Origin of the sequence: Micromonospora tarapacensis, assembly GCF_019697375.1 — a bacterium.
Lineage (GTDB): Bacteria > Actinomycetota > Actinomycetes > Mycobacteriales > Micromonosporaceae > Micromonospora > Micromonospora tarapacensis.
This window is the reverse complement of the sequence record NZ_JAHCDI010000004.1, coordinates 3541159-3556711: the sequence shown is the minus strand read 5'-3', so window position 1 is coordinate 3556711 and position 15553 is coordinate 3541159. Positions and strand designations below refer to the sequence as shown.

General features: G+C 73.1%; 12 protein-coding genes and 3 pseudogenes. 12 read left to right on the top strand and 3 right to left on the bottom strand.

The window, feature by feature from the left end; all coding sequences use genetic code 11:
- Positions 1 to 358 precede the first annotated feature (358 nt).
- Positions 359 to 1710: pseudogene (locus tag KIF24_RS21975) on the top strand (MATE family efflux transporter).
- On the opposite strand, the gene KIF24_RS21970 reads toward KIF24_RS21975, so the two are convergent.
- Entirely contained in the window at positions 1711 to 2031 is a 321-nt protein-coding gene (locus KIF24_RS21970; protein WP_230415835.1) for a hypothetical protein, read from the bottom strand.
- A 144-nt stretch (positions 2032 to 2175) separates the two neighbouring features.
- Here KIF24_RS21970 and truB point away from each other — a divergent pair, with 144 nt between their 5' ends.
- The 6 genes and pseudogenes from truB to dapB all read left to right on the top strand — a co-directional run bounded on the left by truB (position 2176) and on the right by dapB (position 9436).
- Positions 2176 to 3060: a tRNA pseudouridine(55) synthase TruB gene (gene truB, locus KIF24_RS21965; RefSeq protein ID WP_221085634.1), complete on the top strand. Its 885-nt coding sequence runs from the start codon at positions 2176 to 2178 to the stop codon at positions 3058 to 3060.
- A gap of 44 nt (positions 3061 to 3104) precedes the next feature.
- On the top strand, positions 3105 to 4034 hold the full coding sequence (locus KIF24_RS21960) for a bifunctional riboflavin kinase/FAD synthetase (RefSeq protein WP_221085633.1): 930 nt from the start codon (positions 3105 to 3107) through the stop codon (positions 4032 to 4034).
- Positions 4035 to 4209: 175 nt separating this feature from the next.
- Positions 4210 to 4479 (top strand): 30S ribosomal protein S15, encoded by a 270-nt coding sequence (rpsO, locus tag KIF24_RS21955; protein WP_221085632.1) that lies wholly within the window; start codon positions 4210 to 4212, stop codon positions 4477 to 4479.
- Between the two features lie 222 nt (positions 4480 to 4701).
- Positions 4702 to 7077 (top strand): polyribonucleotide nucleotidyltransferase, encoded by a 2376-nt coding sequence (locus KIF24_RS21950; RefSeq protein WP_221085631.1) that lies wholly within the window; start codon positions 4702 to 4704, stop codon positions 7075 to 7077.
- Positions 7078 to 7225: 148 nt separating this feature from the next.
- Positions 7226 to 8589, top strand: a pseudogene (locus KIF24_RS21945) (M16 family metallopeptidase).
- A gap of 73 nt (positions 8590 to 8662) precedes the next feature.
- The gene (dapB, locus tag KIF24_RS21940) at positions 8663 to 9436 is read left to right on the top strand and encodes a 4-hydroxy-tetrahydrodipicolinate reductase (RefSeq protein ID WP_221085630.1); all 774 of its coding nucleotides are present in this window, start codon (positions 8663 to 8665) and stop codon (positions 9434 to 9436) included.
- Positions 9437 to 9446: 10 nt separating this feature from the next.
- Here the strand turns inward: dapB and KIF24_RS21935 are convergent, their stop codons facing one another.
- Positions 9447 to 10028, bottom strand: a complete 582-nt coding sequence (locus tag KIF24_RS21935; RefSeq protein ID WP_221085629.1) for a GNAT family N-acetyltransferase — start codon at positions 10026 to 10028, stop codon at positions 9447 to 9449.
- Between the two features lie 35 nt (positions 10029 to 10063).
- Between KIF24_RS21935 and KIF24_RS21930 the strand changes: the two genes are divergently transcribed.
- On the top strand, positions 10064 to 11344 hold the full coding sequence (locus KIF24_RS21930) for a glycosyltransferase family 87 protein (protein ID WP_221085628.1): 1281 nt from the start codon (positions 10064 to 10066) through the stop codon (positions 11342 to 11344).
- Here KIF24_RS21930 and KIF24_RS21925 read toward each other — a convergent pair.
- Positions 11243 to 11794 (bottom strand): GNAT family N-acetyltransferase, encoded by a 552-nt coding sequence (locus KIF24_RS21925; RefSeq protein WP_221085627.1) that lies wholly within the window; start codon positions 11792 to 11794, stop codon positions 11243 to 11245. The genes KIF24_RS21930 and KIF24_RS21925 overlap by 102 nt on opposite strands.
- A 78-nt stretch (positions 11795 to 11872) precedes the next feature.
- On the opposite strand from KIF24_RS21925, the pseudogene KIF24_RS21920 reads away from it, so the two are divergent.
- From KIF24_RS21920 to dapA, 4 genes and pseudogenes are all read left to right on the top strand, one after another.
- Positions 11873 to 13101: pseudogene (locus KIF24_RS21920) on the top strand (winged helix-turn-helix domain-containing protein).
- Complete coding sequence (locus tag KIF24_RS21915) at positions 13098 to 13712, top strand: DUF2752 domain-containing protein (protein ID WP_407939948.1); 615 nt, start codon at positions 13098 to 13100, stop codon at positions 13710 to 13712. The pseudogene KIF24_RS21920 and the gene KIF24_RS21915 overlap by 4 nt, the downstream one beginning before the upstream one ends.
- Positions 13713 to 13767: 55 nt before the next feature.
- Positions 13768 to 14511, top strand: a complete 744-nt coding sequence (gene thyX, locus KIF24_RS21910) for an FAD-dependent thymidylate synthase (RefSeq protein ID WP_221087490.1) — start codon at positions 13768 to 13770, stop codon at positions 14509 to 14511.
- A 78-nt stretch (positions 14512 to 14589) separates the two neighbouring features.
- Entirely contained in the window at positions 14590 to 15516 is a 927-nt protein-coding gene (dapA, locus tag KIF24_RS21905; RefSeq protein WP_221085626.1) for a 4-hydroxy-tetrahydrodipicolinate synthase, read from the top strand.
- Positions 15517 to 15553 lie beyond the last annotated feature (37 nt).

Here is a 15553-nt window from a genome sequence, read left to right as displayed (position 1 = left end):
CCGCGGGTGCCTGTCTCAGCACCGCCCGTGACGCGCCGTCGCGCCTGGTGGCGCGCGCCCTGGAAAGGGGTCCACCATGCCCGCCAAGCCCAAGCCCGAGACCACCGACGAGGCCCGCGAGCAGGCCCGCCGCGCCCTGCAGACCTCCATGGACACCCGTCAGTGACCGGATGCGACCGGCGGTGACGCCGAGCCGTCCCGTGCGTACGGCGTCACCGCGCCCGCTCGTCCGGCACCCGGAGCGCCGGCCCGCGTGGCCGGTCCGGCCCGTAGTCCCCGCCGCCCGGTGGAGATCCCCGGCCGGTAAGTAGCGCAGTAGCTTGCTCCCCTTACTCGGGGCGTGCCACCATCGGCGGCGATGAGCCAGTCCACCGTCGCCGCCGACCGGGTCGCCTCGCCGCGCCGGATCGCCGCGCTCGCCCTGCCGGCGCTCGTGGTCCTCGCCGCCGAGCCGCTCTACGTCCTCGTCGACACCGCGGTCGTCGGCCATCTGGGCCGGGTCCAGCTGGCCGCGGTGGCCGTCGGCGGGACGGTGATGACCCTCACCGCCTGGCTGGGCACCGTGGTCGCGTACGGCACCACCGGCCGGGCGGCCCGTCGTTTCGGCGCCGGCGACCGTTCGGCCGCGGTGGCCGAGGGCGTCCAGGCATCGTGGCTCGCCCTCGGCGCGGGTCTGCTGGTCGTCGCCGCGATGCAGGTCGGCGGCGGCGCCCTGGTCGCCGCTCTGGCCGGTGGCGGTGAGGTCGGAACCGCCGCCGGGCAGTGGTTGCGGATCGCCTCGTTCGGGGCACCGGGGCTGCTGCTCGCCGCCGCCGGCAACGGCTGGCTGCGCGGCGTGCAGGACACCCGCCGGCCGCTGGCCTTCGTCCTCGGCCCCAACCTGCTCTCCGCGGTGCTCTGCCCGGTGCTGGTCTACCCGGTGGGGATGGGGCTGGTGGGCTCGGCGGTGGCGAACGTGATCGCGCAGACCCTCTCCGGCGCGCTCTTCGCCGCCGCGCTGATCTCCGAACGGGTGGCGCTGCGCCCACGCCCCCGGGTCATCGGCCAGCAGTTGGTGCTCAGCCGCGATCTGCTGATCCGGGGAGTGGCCTTCCAGGTCAGCTTCCTGTCCGCCACGGCGGTCGCCGCCCGCTTCGGTGCCGCCGCCGTCGGCGCCCACCAGATCGCCGTACAGCTCTGGTTCTTCGCGGCGCTGGTGCTCGACGCGCTGGCCATCGCCGCGCAGGCGCTGGTCGGCGCGGCACTCGGCGCCGACGACGACGGGCGGCCCGCGCGCTGGCCCGGCGGGTCGCCGGGCTCGGCGCGGTCTGCGGTACGGCGTTCGCCGTGCTCGCGGCGGTCGGTGCCGGCGTCGTGCCCACCTGGTTCAGCCCCGAGGAGGCCGTGCACGAGCAGGCGCTGGTGGCCTGGCCCTGGTTCGCCGCGATGCTGCCTCTGGCCGGCGTGGTGTTCGCCCTCGACGGGGTGCTGATCGGCGCGGGTGACATCGAGTACCTGCGCAACCTCACCGTGGCCGGTGCGCTGGGAGGTTTCCTGCCGGCGATCTGGCTCGCCCACGTCTTCGATCTCGGCCTCGGCGGCATCTGGGCCGGCCTGCTGCTGTTCACCGTGATCCGCCTGGTCGGCCTGCTGCTGCGGCTGCGCACCGGCGCCTGGGCGGTGACCGGTGCGATCCGGTCCGAACCCCGCTCCGGCGGCGTCCCGGTGTGATCAGGCGAGGCCGTAGAGGGCGTGCGCGGACAGCACCAGGATGAGGATCACCACGAACGAGACGATCACGGCGAGGATCTTGACGGTGTTCGGATACCGCTGGGAGAGGCGCTGCCGCCGCTGCCAGGCCCACCAGCGGCGCCGGACCCATCCGGCACCGGGCAGGGCGGCGACGGCCTCGGCCAGCCGGACGCCCAGGGTCCGCCTCGGTGGCGGCGGGTCGAGCATCCAGGAGGGCAAGGCGGTCGGGCGGTCGGGTGTGCGCGGGTGCACCTGCTCCTCGGGCTGCCGCACCCCGGTGCGGTTGCCGTCCGTGGTCATCTCGTTCTCCCCGTGGTCCGTGGCCCGGCGTTCACGGCCGCCGATGTGGCCATCGTGGCAGGGTGGTACCACTGCGTACATCCCGTTTTCGAGCCGGACGTCCGGTGCTCGGCCGGCGGTGCGGGTCTGGCAGGCTTGCACGTCGTGAGCAGAGACGGTCTGATCGTGGTGGACAAGCCCGGTGGCATCACGTCGCACGACGTCGTGGCGCGGATCCGCCGGCTCGCGGGTACCCGGCGGGTCGGTCACGGGGGCACGCTCGACCCGATGGCAACCGGGGTGCTGGTGCTCGGTGTGGGCAGGGCCACCCGACTGCTGACGTACGTGATCGGTGCGGACAAGAGCTACACCGCCACCATCCGGCTCGGTCAGGCCACGGTCACCGACGACGCCGAGGGCGACGTGATCGCCACCACGCCGGCCGGGACGCTCACCGACGAGGCGATCCGGGCCGCGCTGACCGCGCTGACCGGCGAGCTCGACCAGGTGCCGAGCGCGGTCAGCGCCATCAAGATCAACGGGCGGCGGGCGTACAAGCGGGTCCGCGACGGAGAGGCCGTGGACCTGCCGGCCCGACGGGTCACCGTGTCCCGGCTCGATGTGCTGGCGCTCCGGCGCGACCAGCCCGACGTGGTGGATGTCGACGTCGACGTGTCCTGCTCGACCGGCACGTACATCCGGGCCGTCGCCCGCGACGCGGGCCTGTCGCTGGGGGTCGGCGGGCACCTGACGGCGTTGCGGCGGACCGCCGTGGGCGGCTTCACCCTCGCCGAGGCCACTACCCTCGACGAGTTGGAGCAGCGCGCGCCCGAGGTGGTGGGCCTGCCGCTCGCGGTCGCGGCCGAGCGCTTCTTCCCGCGCCGGGACGCCACCGCCGACGAGGCGAAGGTGCTCTCCCACGGCGGACCGCTCGACGCGGTCGGCGTCGCCGGGCCGTACGCGGTCTTCGACCCGGCCGGCGGGTTGATCGCTATCGTCAGCGAGCGGACCGGCCGGGCCCGCGCGGAGGTCGTGCTCGCGCCGGCCTGAAGCCGGGCCGCCGACGGCCGGCGGGACAACAGCGGAGGAGCAGCATGCAGCGGTGGCGTGGGTACGACGCGGCACCCGGTGGCTGGGGGCGGTCCGTCGTCACCATCGGCGTTTTCGACGGCGTGCACAAGGGGCACCAGGCGGCCATCGGGCACGCCGTGGCCCGGGCCCGCGAGCGGGGCGTGCGGTCGGTGGTGCTCACCTTCGATCCGCACCCGGCCGAGGTGGTCCGGCCCGGCTCCCACCCCGCGGTGCTCACCGAGCCGGCCCGCAAGGCGGAGCTGATCGAGGCCCTCGGCGTGGACGTGCTCTGTGTGGTGCCGTTCACACCCGAGTTCTCCCGGATCTCCCCCGAGGCGTTCGTGCACGACGTGCTGGTCGAGCACCTGCACGCGGCGCTGGTGGTGGTGGGTGACAACTTCCGGTTCGGGCACCGGGCGGCCGGTGACGTGGCGCTGCTGGAGCGGCTCGGCCGCACGTTCGGCTTCGCCGTCGAGGGTGCCCCGCTGGTGGCCGAGGCCAGCACGGTCTTCTCCTCGACGTACATCCGCTCCTGCGTCGACGCGGGTGACGTGACCGCGGCGGCCGTCGCGCTGGGCCGCCCGCACCGGCTGGAAGGCGTGGTGGTTCGGGGCGATCAGCGTGGGCGTGAGCTGGGCTTCCCGACCGCGAACCTGCTCTGCCACCGGTACGCGGCGGTCCCCGCCGACGGCGTCTACGCCGCCCGCATGATCCGTCGGGGACAGCGGCGGTCGCACGCCGCCGCGGTGTCGGTCGGCACCAACCCGACCTTCTCGGGCCGGGAGCGGCGGGTCGAGGCGTACGTGCTGGACTTCGACGGCGACCTGTACGGCGAGCGGCTCGCGCTGGACTTCGTGGCGCATCTGCGCGGGCAGGTGCGGTTCGACGCGATCGAGCCGTTGGTCGCGCAGATCGCCGAGGACGTCGAACGGACTCGCCGGGTGCTGGGGTGAGGGGGCTCGTCCGGACGAGCCGGACGAGGTGCTGGTAGGCTGGCAGGGACGTCGGCTGACCGACGCGGGGCCTCGCATGCCTGCTCGACGCCGCGGGCGCGAGGACCGTCCGTCACCGGTGCCCTAGCCCGGCCCGACGGACAGCATCGATCCAATCCACTGGAACAGGGAGAACATGGCGCTCGACCAGCAGAGCAAGGCCAAGATCCGCGAGGAGTACGCGACCGTCGAGGGCGACACCGGTTCGCCCGAGGTGCAGGTCGCGGTCCTCACCAAGCGGATCGCAGACCTCACCGAGCACCTGAAGGTGCACAAGCACGACCATCACAGCCGCCGCGGGCTGCTGCTGCTGGTCGGCCGTCGCCGTCGGTTGCTCAACTACGTCCAGAAGAAGGACATCCACCGCTACCGGTCGCTCATCGAGCGGCTCGGCCTGCGCCGGTGACGTGACGGGGGAGTGGCCGACCAGGCCGCTCCCCCGTCGGCGTCCCACCTGAGAAACGGGCCGTGACACCCAAGACAGGGGAGCCGTCGGCGTACCGGTCTCCGGTAGTGGCCTCCGGGCACCCCGGCATCCCGCCGGCGGTCCCGGGCGCTTCGATCGAAGACCGGCCGTCCGCACAGCTCCCGCGTCGTGGCCCCCGATGCGAAGGAGCATTGAGACAGCATGACCGAGACCAAACTCGGCACCGAAGCCCGTACCGCCGTGATCGACAACGGGTCGTTCGGCACCCGTGAGATCACCTTCTCCACCGGCCGGCTGGCCCGGCAGGCCGCCGGCTCCGTCATCGCCCAGCTCGGCGAGACGGTCGTCCTCTCCGCCACCACCGCCGGCAAGCAGCCGAAGGAGCAGTTCGACTTCTTCCCGCTGACCGTCGACGTGGAGGAGCGGATGTACGCCGCGGGCCGGATCCCCGGCTCGTTCTTCCGCCGGGAGGGGCGGCCCAGCGAGGACGCCATCCTCACCTGCCGGCTCACCGACCGACCGCTGCGTCCCTCGTTCGCCAAGGGCCTGCGCAACGAGGTCCAGATCGTGGCGACCATCCTCGCCCTGGACCCGGCGCACCCGTACGACGTGATCGCGATCAACGCCGCGTCCATGTCGACCAAGCTCTCCGGCCTGCCGTTCTCCGGCCCGATCGGGGCTACCCGGGTCGCGCACATCGACGGGCAGTGGGTCGCCTTCCCGACCCTGGAGGAGCTGGCCCGGGCCACCTTCGACATGGTCGTGGCCGGTCGGGCACTGCCCGACGGCGACGTCGCGATCATGATGGTCGAGGCCGAGGCGACGCCGCACGCCGTGGCCCTGATCGCCGGTGGCGCGACCGCGCCCACCGAGGAGATCGTGGCCAGCGGCCTGGAGGCCGCGAAGCCGTCGATCCGCGAGCTGTGCCGGGCGCAGAGCGAGCTGGCCGAGGTGGCCGCCAAGCCGATCGTCGAGTTCCCGGTCTTCCTGGACTACCAGGACGACGTCTACGACGCGGTGGCCGACCTGGCCCGTGCCGAGGTCGCCGAGGCGCTCCAGATCGTCGGCAAGGCGGATCGCGAGGAGGCCCTCGACCGGATCAAGGCCAAGGTCGCGGAGGAACTCGGCGGCCGTTTCGAGGGCCGCGAGAAGGAACTGTCGGCGGCCTTCCGCTCGCTGACCAAGTCCGAGGTCCGCAACCGGGTGCTGCGCGAGCAGGTCCGTATCGACGGCCGCGGCCCGCGCGACATCCGGCCGCTGACCGCGGAGGTCGGCGTGCTGCCGCGGGTGCACGGCTCGGCGCTGTTCGAGCGGGGCGAGACCCAGATCCTGGGCGTCACCACGCTGAACATGCTGCGCATGGAGCAGATGGTGGACACCCTGTCCCCGGAGAACCGCAAGCGCTACATGCACAACTACAACTTCCCGCCGTACTCGACCGGTGAGACCGGCCGGGTGGGCTCGCCGAAGCGGCGCGAGATCGGTCACGGGCTGCTCGCGGAGCGGGCGCTGGTTCCGGTGCTGCCCTCGCGCGAGGAGTTCCCGTACGCGATCCGGCAGGTCTCCGAGGCGCTCGGCTCCAACGGCTCCACCTCGATGGGCTCGGTCTGCGCCTCGACGCTGGGCCTGCTCTCCGCCGGTGTGCCGTTGAAGGCGCCGGTCGCCGGCATCGCCATGGGCCTCATCTCCGACGAGGTCGACGGCAAGACGCAGTACGTGACGCTGACCGACATCCTCGGAGCCGAGGACGCCTTCGGCGACATGGACTTCAAGGTCGCCGGCACCCGCGACTTCGTCACCGCGTTGCAGCTCGACACCAAGCTCGACGGCATCCCGTCCGACGTGCTGGCCGCCGCGCTCCAGCAGGCCCACGAGGCACGGCAGACCATCCTCGACGTGATGCAGCGGGCGATCGAGGCTCCGGCCGAGATGTCCGACTACGCGCCGCGGGTCACCACCGTGAAGATCCCGGTCGACAAGATCGGCATGGTGATCGGGCCGAAGGGTCAGACCATCAACGCCATCCAGGACGAGACCGGCGCCGAGATCTCCATCGAGGACGACGGCACGATCTACGTCGGTGCCACCAACGGCCCGTCGGCGCAGGCCGCCGTGGAGCGGATCAACGCGATCGCCAACCCGACCCTGCCCAAGGTCGGCGACCGGTTCCTCGGCACCGTGGTGAAGACCGCTCCGTTCGGAGCGTTCATCTCCCTGCTGCCCGGCCGGGACGGCCTGCTGCACATCTCGAAGGTGGGTGACGGCAAGCGGGTCGAGAAGGTCGAGGACTTCCTCAACGTGGGCGACCGGGTCGAGGTGGAGATCGCCGACATCGACCAGCGCAGCAAGATCTACCTGGACAAGGTCCGCCCGGAGGGCGCCGAGGCGCCGGCCGCCGGTGAGGGTGGCGAGCGGCCCGCCGGCCGCGACCGCGGTGACCGCGGTCCGCGCGACCGGGGTGACCGCGACCGCGGGGGCGAGCGCGGCAGCCGTGGCCCCGACCGTGGCGAGGGCGGCGACGGTGGCGGTGGCGGCGACGACGACTCCCGCCCGCGGCGCCGCACCCGGCACAGCTGATCGCTGATCAGCCGACTGTTCCGCTGACCGGCCGGGCGACACCGTCGCCCGGCCGGTTCGTGACCGAAGCAAACTCTCGTCGCACTGGAAGCAGGTTCTCGTGAGTCGGACCCGGCGCTCGTCCTTCCCGACGCATCGACGGGAGGCGGTGCCGCCCGGCACCGGCCGGCACGCCACCGGGACCATCCGTGCGGCCGGCGGGTCGACCCGGGCGGTGACCAGGACCCTGAGCGACGACCCTTTGGGCGGTACGGTGCGCCGCACGGTGCTGCCCAACGGCTTGCGCGTGCTGACCGAGGCGATTCCGGCGATGCGCAGCGTCTCGTTCGGCGTGTGGGTGGCCGTCGGCTCGCGCGACGAGACCGGGCCGCAGGCCGGCGCCGCCCACTTCCTGGAACACCTGCTGTTCAAGGGCACCCACAAGCGGAATGCCCTGGAGATCTCCTCGGCGATCGAGGCGGTCGGCGGCGAGACCAACGCCTTCACCACGAAGGAGTACACCTGCTACTACGCCCGGGTGCTGGACGAGGACCTGTCCCTGGCCATCGACGTGATGTGCGACCTGGTCGCCGACTCGGTGCTGGAACCGGCCGACGTGGAGACCGAGCGGGGCGTGATCCTCGAGGAGATCGCCATGCACGACGACGAGCCCGGCGACGAGGTGCACGACCTGTTCGGCCAGGCCGTCTACGGTGACCACCCGCTGGGCCGGCTGATCTCCGGCACCGCCGACACGGTCACCCCGATGACCCGCCGGCAGATCCAGGGCTTCTACCGCCGCCGCTACGTGGCGCCGCAGATCGTCATCGCCGCCGCCGGCAATCTCGACCACGCGGCCGTGGTGCGGCTGGTCCGCCAGGCGCTGCGCGGCACCCGCTGGACACCGACCCGGCGACACCCGCGCCGTACCGGCCGGCCACCCCGGCGGCACGCACCCGGGCCGCCACCACCGTGGTGGAGGTGAAGGAGACCGAACAGGCGCACGTCGTCCTCGGCTGCCCGGGCATCGACCGACTCGACGACCGCCGCTTCGCCCTCGGAGTGCTGAACAACGTGCTCGGTGGCGGCATGTCCAGCCGGCTGTTCCAGGAGATCCGCGAGCGTCGTGGGCTGGCCTACTCCGTCTACTCCTACGCCAGCCAGTACGCCGACAGCGGCCTGTTCGGCGTCTACGCCGGGTGCGCGCCGAGCCGCGTCGACCAGGTGCTGGAACTGACCCGCGCCGAGTTGGCGCGGACCGCCGCGCAGGGCATCACCGAGGCGGAGTTGGCCCGGGGCAAGGGGATGAGCAAGGGTGCGTTCGTGCTCGGCCTGGAGGACACCGGCTCGCGGATGAGCCGGCTGGCCAAGGGCGAGCTGCTCTATGGCGACCTGATCCCGGTCGACGAGCTGCTCGACCGGGTCGACGCGGTCACCCTCGACGACGTCAACACCCTCGCCGCCGAGTTGCTGAACCGACCGATGTCCCTCGCGGTGGTCGGCCCGTTCGCCGACCGCGACTTCACCGCCTGATCCCCGCCGGCCGGCCGGTGGGTGCGGCCCACCCCCGGGGCGCCGGCGTCCCGATTGGGATAGGTTGTGCCGCGTGACTGACGAGCAGGACAAGGGCGCGACCGAGGCGATCCGGGTCGGTGTGCTGGGCGCCCACGGTCGGATGGGTATCGAGGTGTGCAAGGCCGTCGACGCGGCCACCGACCTGGATCTGGTGGCATCGGTCGACGAGGGCGACTGGCTGGCCGACGCCGCGGACGCCGGTGCGCAGGTGGTCGTCGACTTCACCACCCCGGACGTGGTCATGGACAACCTGCACTGGTGCATCGACCAGGGCATCCACGCGGTGGTCGGCACCACCGGCTTCACCGAGCAGCGGCTGGAGCGGGTGCGCGGTTGGCTCGCCGGCAAGCCCGGCGTGGGTGTGGTGATCGCGCCGAACTTCGGTCTCGGCGCCGTGCTGATGATGCAGTTCGCCACCCGCGCGGCCCGATACTTCGAGTCGGTCGAGATCGTCGAGCAGCACCACCCGCGCAAACTCGACGCGCCCAGTGGCACCGCCACCCACACTGCCCGCCTGATCGCGGCGGCCCGTGCCGGGGCCGGGCTGGGCCCGGTGCCGGACGCCACCTCGGACGAGGTCGCCGGTGCCCGTGGCGCCGACATCGACGGGGTACGCGTGCACGCGGTGCGGGCCGCCGGCCTGGTGGCCCACCAGGAGGTGCTCTTCGGCACCACCGGCGAGACGCTGACCATCCGGCACGACTCGTACGACCGGGTCTCGTTCATGCCCGGCGTCCTGCTTGCCGTCCGGGCGGTGCGCGCCCGGCCGGGTCTGACCCTCGGCCTGGACGCCCTGCTCGACTGACCGCCCGCGGTCAGCCGGCCCCGGTCGGCTCGGTGGGCACCGCCACGTGCAGGCGTAGTTGGGGCACCAGCATGTCGTCCACGTCCAGCGCGCGTCCCGCGCCGTCCGGCTCCCAGCCGGCGGTGGTGAGGAACTTCCGGGTCGCCGGGTCGCCCTCGAACACCCAGGCCACCGCCCGGTCGAAGCCGGACTCCCGCCACAGGTCGACGCTGGCGGCGAGCAGCCGGCTGCCGTGTCCGCGCCGAGCCCAGCGCGGCTCGACCAGCAGGTCCGTCACCGCCACCACGTCCGCGCCGAGCCCGTCGGCCGGCTCGTTCGGGGCCAGCGCCTCGGCGTCGGCCGGGCCGGAGGCGGCGAATCCCACCAGATACGATTGCTCGGCCTGTTCGACGGCGACCAGCACCCGGTGGGTGTCGCCGGGCGGCTGGCGTACCGCTGCGTCCCAGCGCTCGGCGAGCGACGCCTCGTCGAGGCCGTCCAGCACGTGCCGGGGCAGCAGCCGCCGGTAGGCGACCCGCCAGGTGGCGAGCTGGATGCGGGCGATCTCGGCGGCGTCCTCCGGACGCGCCGGGCGGACGTACCCGAGACTCATGGCACGACAGCCTACGCAGGGCGAGGGAGGCGACGTTGGCGCAGGGTGCCAGGCGGACGGCCGGGCAGATCGCTGCCGTGATCGTGCTCGCCGTCGGGGTGACGGCCTTCCTGTCCGTGGCGGCGGTCCGGCACGGCTTCTTCGACCTACAGGTCTACCGGGGCGCCCTGGTCTGGTGGGTGCACGACGGCGGGGAGATCTACGACTACCTCAAGCCCGGCACCCAGTACGGCTTCACCTATCCGCCGTTCGCCGCCCTGGTGATGCTGCCGATGGCGTACCTGTCGTGGCACGCGGCGATCGTGCTGAGCGTGGCCGCCGGCGTGGTGACCAGCGCGGTGCTCGTCTGGTGGCTGCTGGATCCGGTGTCGCGGCGGGCCGGCTGGACCCGTTGGTTCGCCTTCGCGGTGGCGCTCTGCCTGGTCGCCGCCTTCGAGCCGATGCGCGAGACCATCAACTTCGGCCAGGTCAACACGCTGCTGCTGTTCCTCGTCGCGGTGGACCTGCTCCGGCTGCTGCCGGGCGGCAGCCGGTGGGCCGGCATCGGCATCGGCCTGGCCACCGCGATCAAGCTCACCCCGGGCATCTTCATCGTCTACCTGCTGGTCACCGGGCGCTGGCGGGCGGCGGTCACCGCGATGGGCGCCGCCGCCACGGCGACGGTGCTCGCCGCCGCGCTGTTCCCGGACGCCTCCCGGGAGTTCTGGACCTCCGCGCTGTGGAACACCGGCCGGGTCGGCGAGCTGGCCTTCGTGTCCAACCAGTCGCTGCGTGGCGTGGTGGCCCGGCTCGACCCGCAGAGCCCGAGCACGGTGGCCTGGCTGCTGCTGGTCGCCGCGACGCTGGTGGTGTGGGTGTGGCGCTGCCGCGCCGCCGCGTCCGCCGGTGACCAGGCCACCGGCCTGGCGCTCACCGGCGCGGTGATGTGCCTGGTCAGCCCGGTCACCTGGGTGCACCACCTGGTCTGGCTGCTGCCGGGCCTGCTGCTGCTGGTGGACAACGGCATGGCCGCGCCGCGCGGCAGCCGCCGACGTCGCGCCCTGCTGGCCGCCGCGACCGTCGGGTACGCCTTCCTGATCAGCCGGATCGTCTGGGCGTGGGAGAAGGACTTCACCGGCGTCGACGGTTTCCTGTTCAGCAACACCTACGTCTGGATCAGCCTGGCGCTGCTGGCCTTCCTGCCGGTGCGCCGCCCGGCCCCGGTCGGGTCGGGCTCAGCCGTCCAGGCGGCCGGTGTAACGCAACTCGACCAGCCCGACCGGTGGACGTCCGCCAGACAGCGGCACCGGATAGGTCGACCGCTCACCGTCCGGTGACAGCCCGGCCCGCTGGTAGAACCGGCGGGCCCGGTCGTTGTCCGCCAGCACCCAGAGTCGGTACTCCGTCCAACCGTGTTCCCGCAGACCGGCTCGGGCCGCCGCGAACAGGGCCCGGGCGGTGCCGTCGCCCCAGTGGGCCGGCAGGACATACATCGCCACCACCTCGCCGTACGCCGGATCGAGGTCGCCCCGGTCCTGGTTGTTGCGGTAGGGGCCGAACGTGGTGAACCCGCTGAGCGTGCCGTCGACCTCGGCGAGCAGGGTGGTGAACGGGTGGTCCGGGTCGGCGGTGCCGAGGGCCCGCCGGCGCTGGGCCCAGGCGACCGGGTTGAGCCGCCTCAGCACCTCCTCCGGCATGATCCCGGCGTAACCGGCCTGCCAGCCGTGTACGTGCACCCGGGCGATCGCCTCGGCGTCGTCGGGTTCCTCGCGGCGGATGGTGGGCATGGAAGTAGTTCTAGGCCGCCGGGGGCGACAGGTCCAGCGTCCGCACCGGTGTCGTACGTCTGGCGTAGCCTGCCTGCGATGGTCGTACCGGAATCGCTCTCGCTCGCCCAGGCCCGGCGGATCGCCCTGGCCGCACAGGGCTTCGCCGACCCGGCACCCACCGGGGCGCCCACCCGCCGGCACCTGCGCCGGGTGCTCGACCGGGTCGGGTTGATCCAGATGGATTCGGTAAACGTGCTGCAACGGGCCCACTATCTGCCGCTCTACAGCCGGCTCGGGCCGTACCCGACCACGCTGCTCGACTCGGCCGCCTACCGCCGCCCCCGCGAGCTCTTCGAATACTGGGGCCACGAGGCGTCGCTGGTCCCGGTCGGCCTGCATCCGGCGCTGCGCTGGCGGATGGCGCGGGCGCACGCCGAGGCCTGGGGCGGGATGCGCCGCATCGCCGCCGAGCAGCCCGCCCTGGTCAGCTGGGTGCGCGACGAGGTGGCCGCCCGGGGCCCGCTGACGGTGGCTGAGATCGAGCACGACGCGCCCCGCCAGACCGGCAACTGGGGGTGGAACTGGTCGGCGGTGAAGCAGGCGCTGGAATACCTCTTCTGGGCCGGTGAGGTGTGCGCGGCGCAGCGCACCACCTCCTTCGCCCGCCGCTACGACCTGCCCGAGCGGGTGCTGCCGGCCCCGGTGCTCGACGCGCCGACGCCGAGCGACGCCGAGGCGTACCGCACGCTGGTGAGCATCGCTGCGCGGTCGCTCGGGGTCGCCGCCGAGCTGGAGCTGCGCGACTACTTCCGGTTGCCGGTCGCCGGGGCCCGGCAGGCCATCGCCGACCTGGTCGAGGCCGGGGAGTTGCGGCCGGTCACCGTGCCGGGCTGGCGACAGCCCGCCTGGTTGCACGCGCAGGCGCGGCTGCCCCGGTGGGTGCGCGGCAACAGCCTGGTCAGTCCCTTCGACCCGCTGGTCTGGGAACGTGCCCGCACCGAGCGGCTGTTCGGCTTCAGCTACCGCATCGAGATCTACGTCCCGGCGCCGCAACGCGTGCACGGCTACTACGTGCTGCCGTTCCGGCAGGGCGAGCGGTTCACCGCCCGGGTCGACCTGAAGGCGGACCGCAAGGCCGGGGTGCTGCTGGTGCCGGCCGCCTGGGCGGAGCCGGGCGTCGACCCGGGGAGACCGCCGTGGCGCTCGCCGCGGAGCTGTACCGGCTGGCCGGCTGGCTCGGCCTGGACGCGGTGGCGCCACCCGCCGCCGGTGACCTCGCCGCTCCGCTGGCCGCCGCGCTGCTGGGCGTGGCCGGTGTACGGTGAGCGGCGTGACGAGCGTTGACCGAGCCGGCGCCGAGCCGCAGCCGCCCGCCCGGGATCCGGCCGCGCCGCACGGGCCGGTGCCGCACGGGCCGGTCGGCGGTGCGCCGCCCGAGGTGCCGGCCGACTGGCCGGTGGGATATCCGGCCGGCTACCCGGTGGCCGAGCCCGATCGGCTCACCCGGTTCGTGGCGCGGCTCTACGATCGCGCGCCGCGTTGGGTGGTGCCGCTGGCCGCGGTCGGCTGCGTCGCCGCCGGCATCGGCTACACGCTGCTCAGCGATCCCACCCGCTCCGCGCCGGACGCCCTGCCGACCTGCCTGCTCAAGCTGACCACCGGGCTGGACTGTCCCGGTTGCGGCGGCACCCGTGCCCTCTGGTACGTGTTGCACGCCGACCTGCCGGCCGCGGCCCGACACCATTTCCTCTTCGTCTTCGCGCTGCCCTTCCTGGCGTACCTCTTCGTCGCCTGGGCCGGCCGGCAGGCGTTCGGCTGGCGACTGCCCGAGCTGCGGATCGGCCCGAAGCTGATCAGCGGGTTCCTGGCTGCCTGGCTGGCCTTCTCGGTGGTCCGCAACCTGCCCTGGCTCCCCTTCACCGCCCTCTACGTCTAACCACCCGCCATCGTGGCGGCGGCGCCGCCCTACTACAGTCGCAAGAATGCCGGAGATGGTGCAGCCGCAGGTCAAGCTCGTCGCGTGGACCCACTTCGACCCGCCGGAGGACGTGCCCTGGTCGACCGACGCCGACGGGGGGCAGGCGCTCGCGGAGTTCGCCGGACGGGCCTGCTACCAGAGTTGGCAGAAGCCGAATCCGGCCACCGCCACCAACGCCGGCTACCTGGCGCACATCCTGGAGGTCGGCCACCTCTCCGTGCTGGAGCACGGCTCGGTCAGCTTCTACTTCACCGGGGTGTCCCGTTCGTTCACCCACGAACTGATCCGGCACCGGCACTTCTCGTACTCGCAGCTGTCCCAGCGGTACGTGCCGGAGCGGGACGCGGCGATGGTCGAGCCGACGGTGATCGCCGAGGATCCGGAGTTGCACAAGCGGTTCGTCGAGGCGGCCGAGGCGAGCGTGCGCGCGTACAACGACCTGCTGGAGGGGTTGGAACGGCGCTTCGCCGACGTGGCGAACCCGACGCTGCGGCGTAAGCAGGCCCGCCAGGCCGCCCGCGCGGTGCTGCCGAACGCCACCGAGACCCGGATCGTGGTCACCGGCAACTACCGGGCCTGGCGGCACTTCATCGGAATGCGCGCCACCGAGCACGCCGACGTGGAGATCCGCGAACTGGCGGTCGAGTGTCTGCGGCAGTTGCAGCGGGTCGCGCCGAACGCCTTCGCCGACTTCGCCGTCTCGGCCCTGCCCGACGGCACCGAGGTGGCCCACAGCCCGTACGCCCAGGGGTCCTGAGCGGGCGCGAGCCGCACGCCCAGGGGTCCTGAGCCCTTCCCCGGCGGCCGGCCGCCGGCCGTCCGCTAGGTTGTCACCATGACGCACGACCACGTTGACGCCCCGGCCCGGACGGCCTCCCGTCCGTTCGGTCGGGTGCTCACGGCCATGGTGACCCCGTTCACCCCCGACGGCGCGCTCGATCTCGACGGCGCGGCGCGGCTGGCGGATCACCTGGTCGTGGCGCAGGGCAACGACGCGCTGGTGGTCAACGGCACCACCGGTGAGTCGCCGACGACCACCGACGCGGAGAAGGAACGCCTGATCCGGGTCGTGGCCGAGGCTGTCGGCGACCGGGCCCGGGTGGTCGCCGGGGTGGGCACCAACGACACCCGGCAGACCATCGAGCTGGCCGCCTCGGCGGAGAAGGCCGGTGCGCACGGGCTGCTGGTGGTCACCCCGTACTACAACAAGCCGCCGCAGGCCGGTCTGCTGCGTCACTTCACGGCCGTGGCCGACGCGACCGGGCTGCCGGTGATGCTCTACGACATCCCGCACCGCGCCGGGGTGCCGATCGAGACCGAGACGCTGGTCCAGCTCGCCGAGCACGGCCGGATCGTCGCGGTGAAGGACGCCAAGGGCGACCTGACCGCGACCAGTTGGGTGACCAGCCGCACCGACCTGGCGTACTACAGCGGCGAGGACGCGCTCACCCTGCCCGCGCTGGCCGTCGGTTGCGTCGGGGTGGTGGGCACCTCGACCCACTTCGTCGGCGCCGAGACCAAGCGGATGATCGAGGCGTACGACGCGGGGGACGGGCCGACCGCGCTGTCGTTGCACCGCCGGCTGCTGCCGCTGTTCACGGGGATCTTCCGTACCCAGGGGACCATCCTGGTCAAGGCGGGCCTTGCCGCACAGGGCCTGCCGGCCGGACCGGTCCGGCCGCCGCTGGTGGACATCACCGACGGCCAGCTCGCCCAACTCCGCGCCGACTGCGCGGCGGCGGGCCTGGCCCTTCCCGAATGATCAAACGACACGACGGACGCCGGGTAACGGCGTCGCA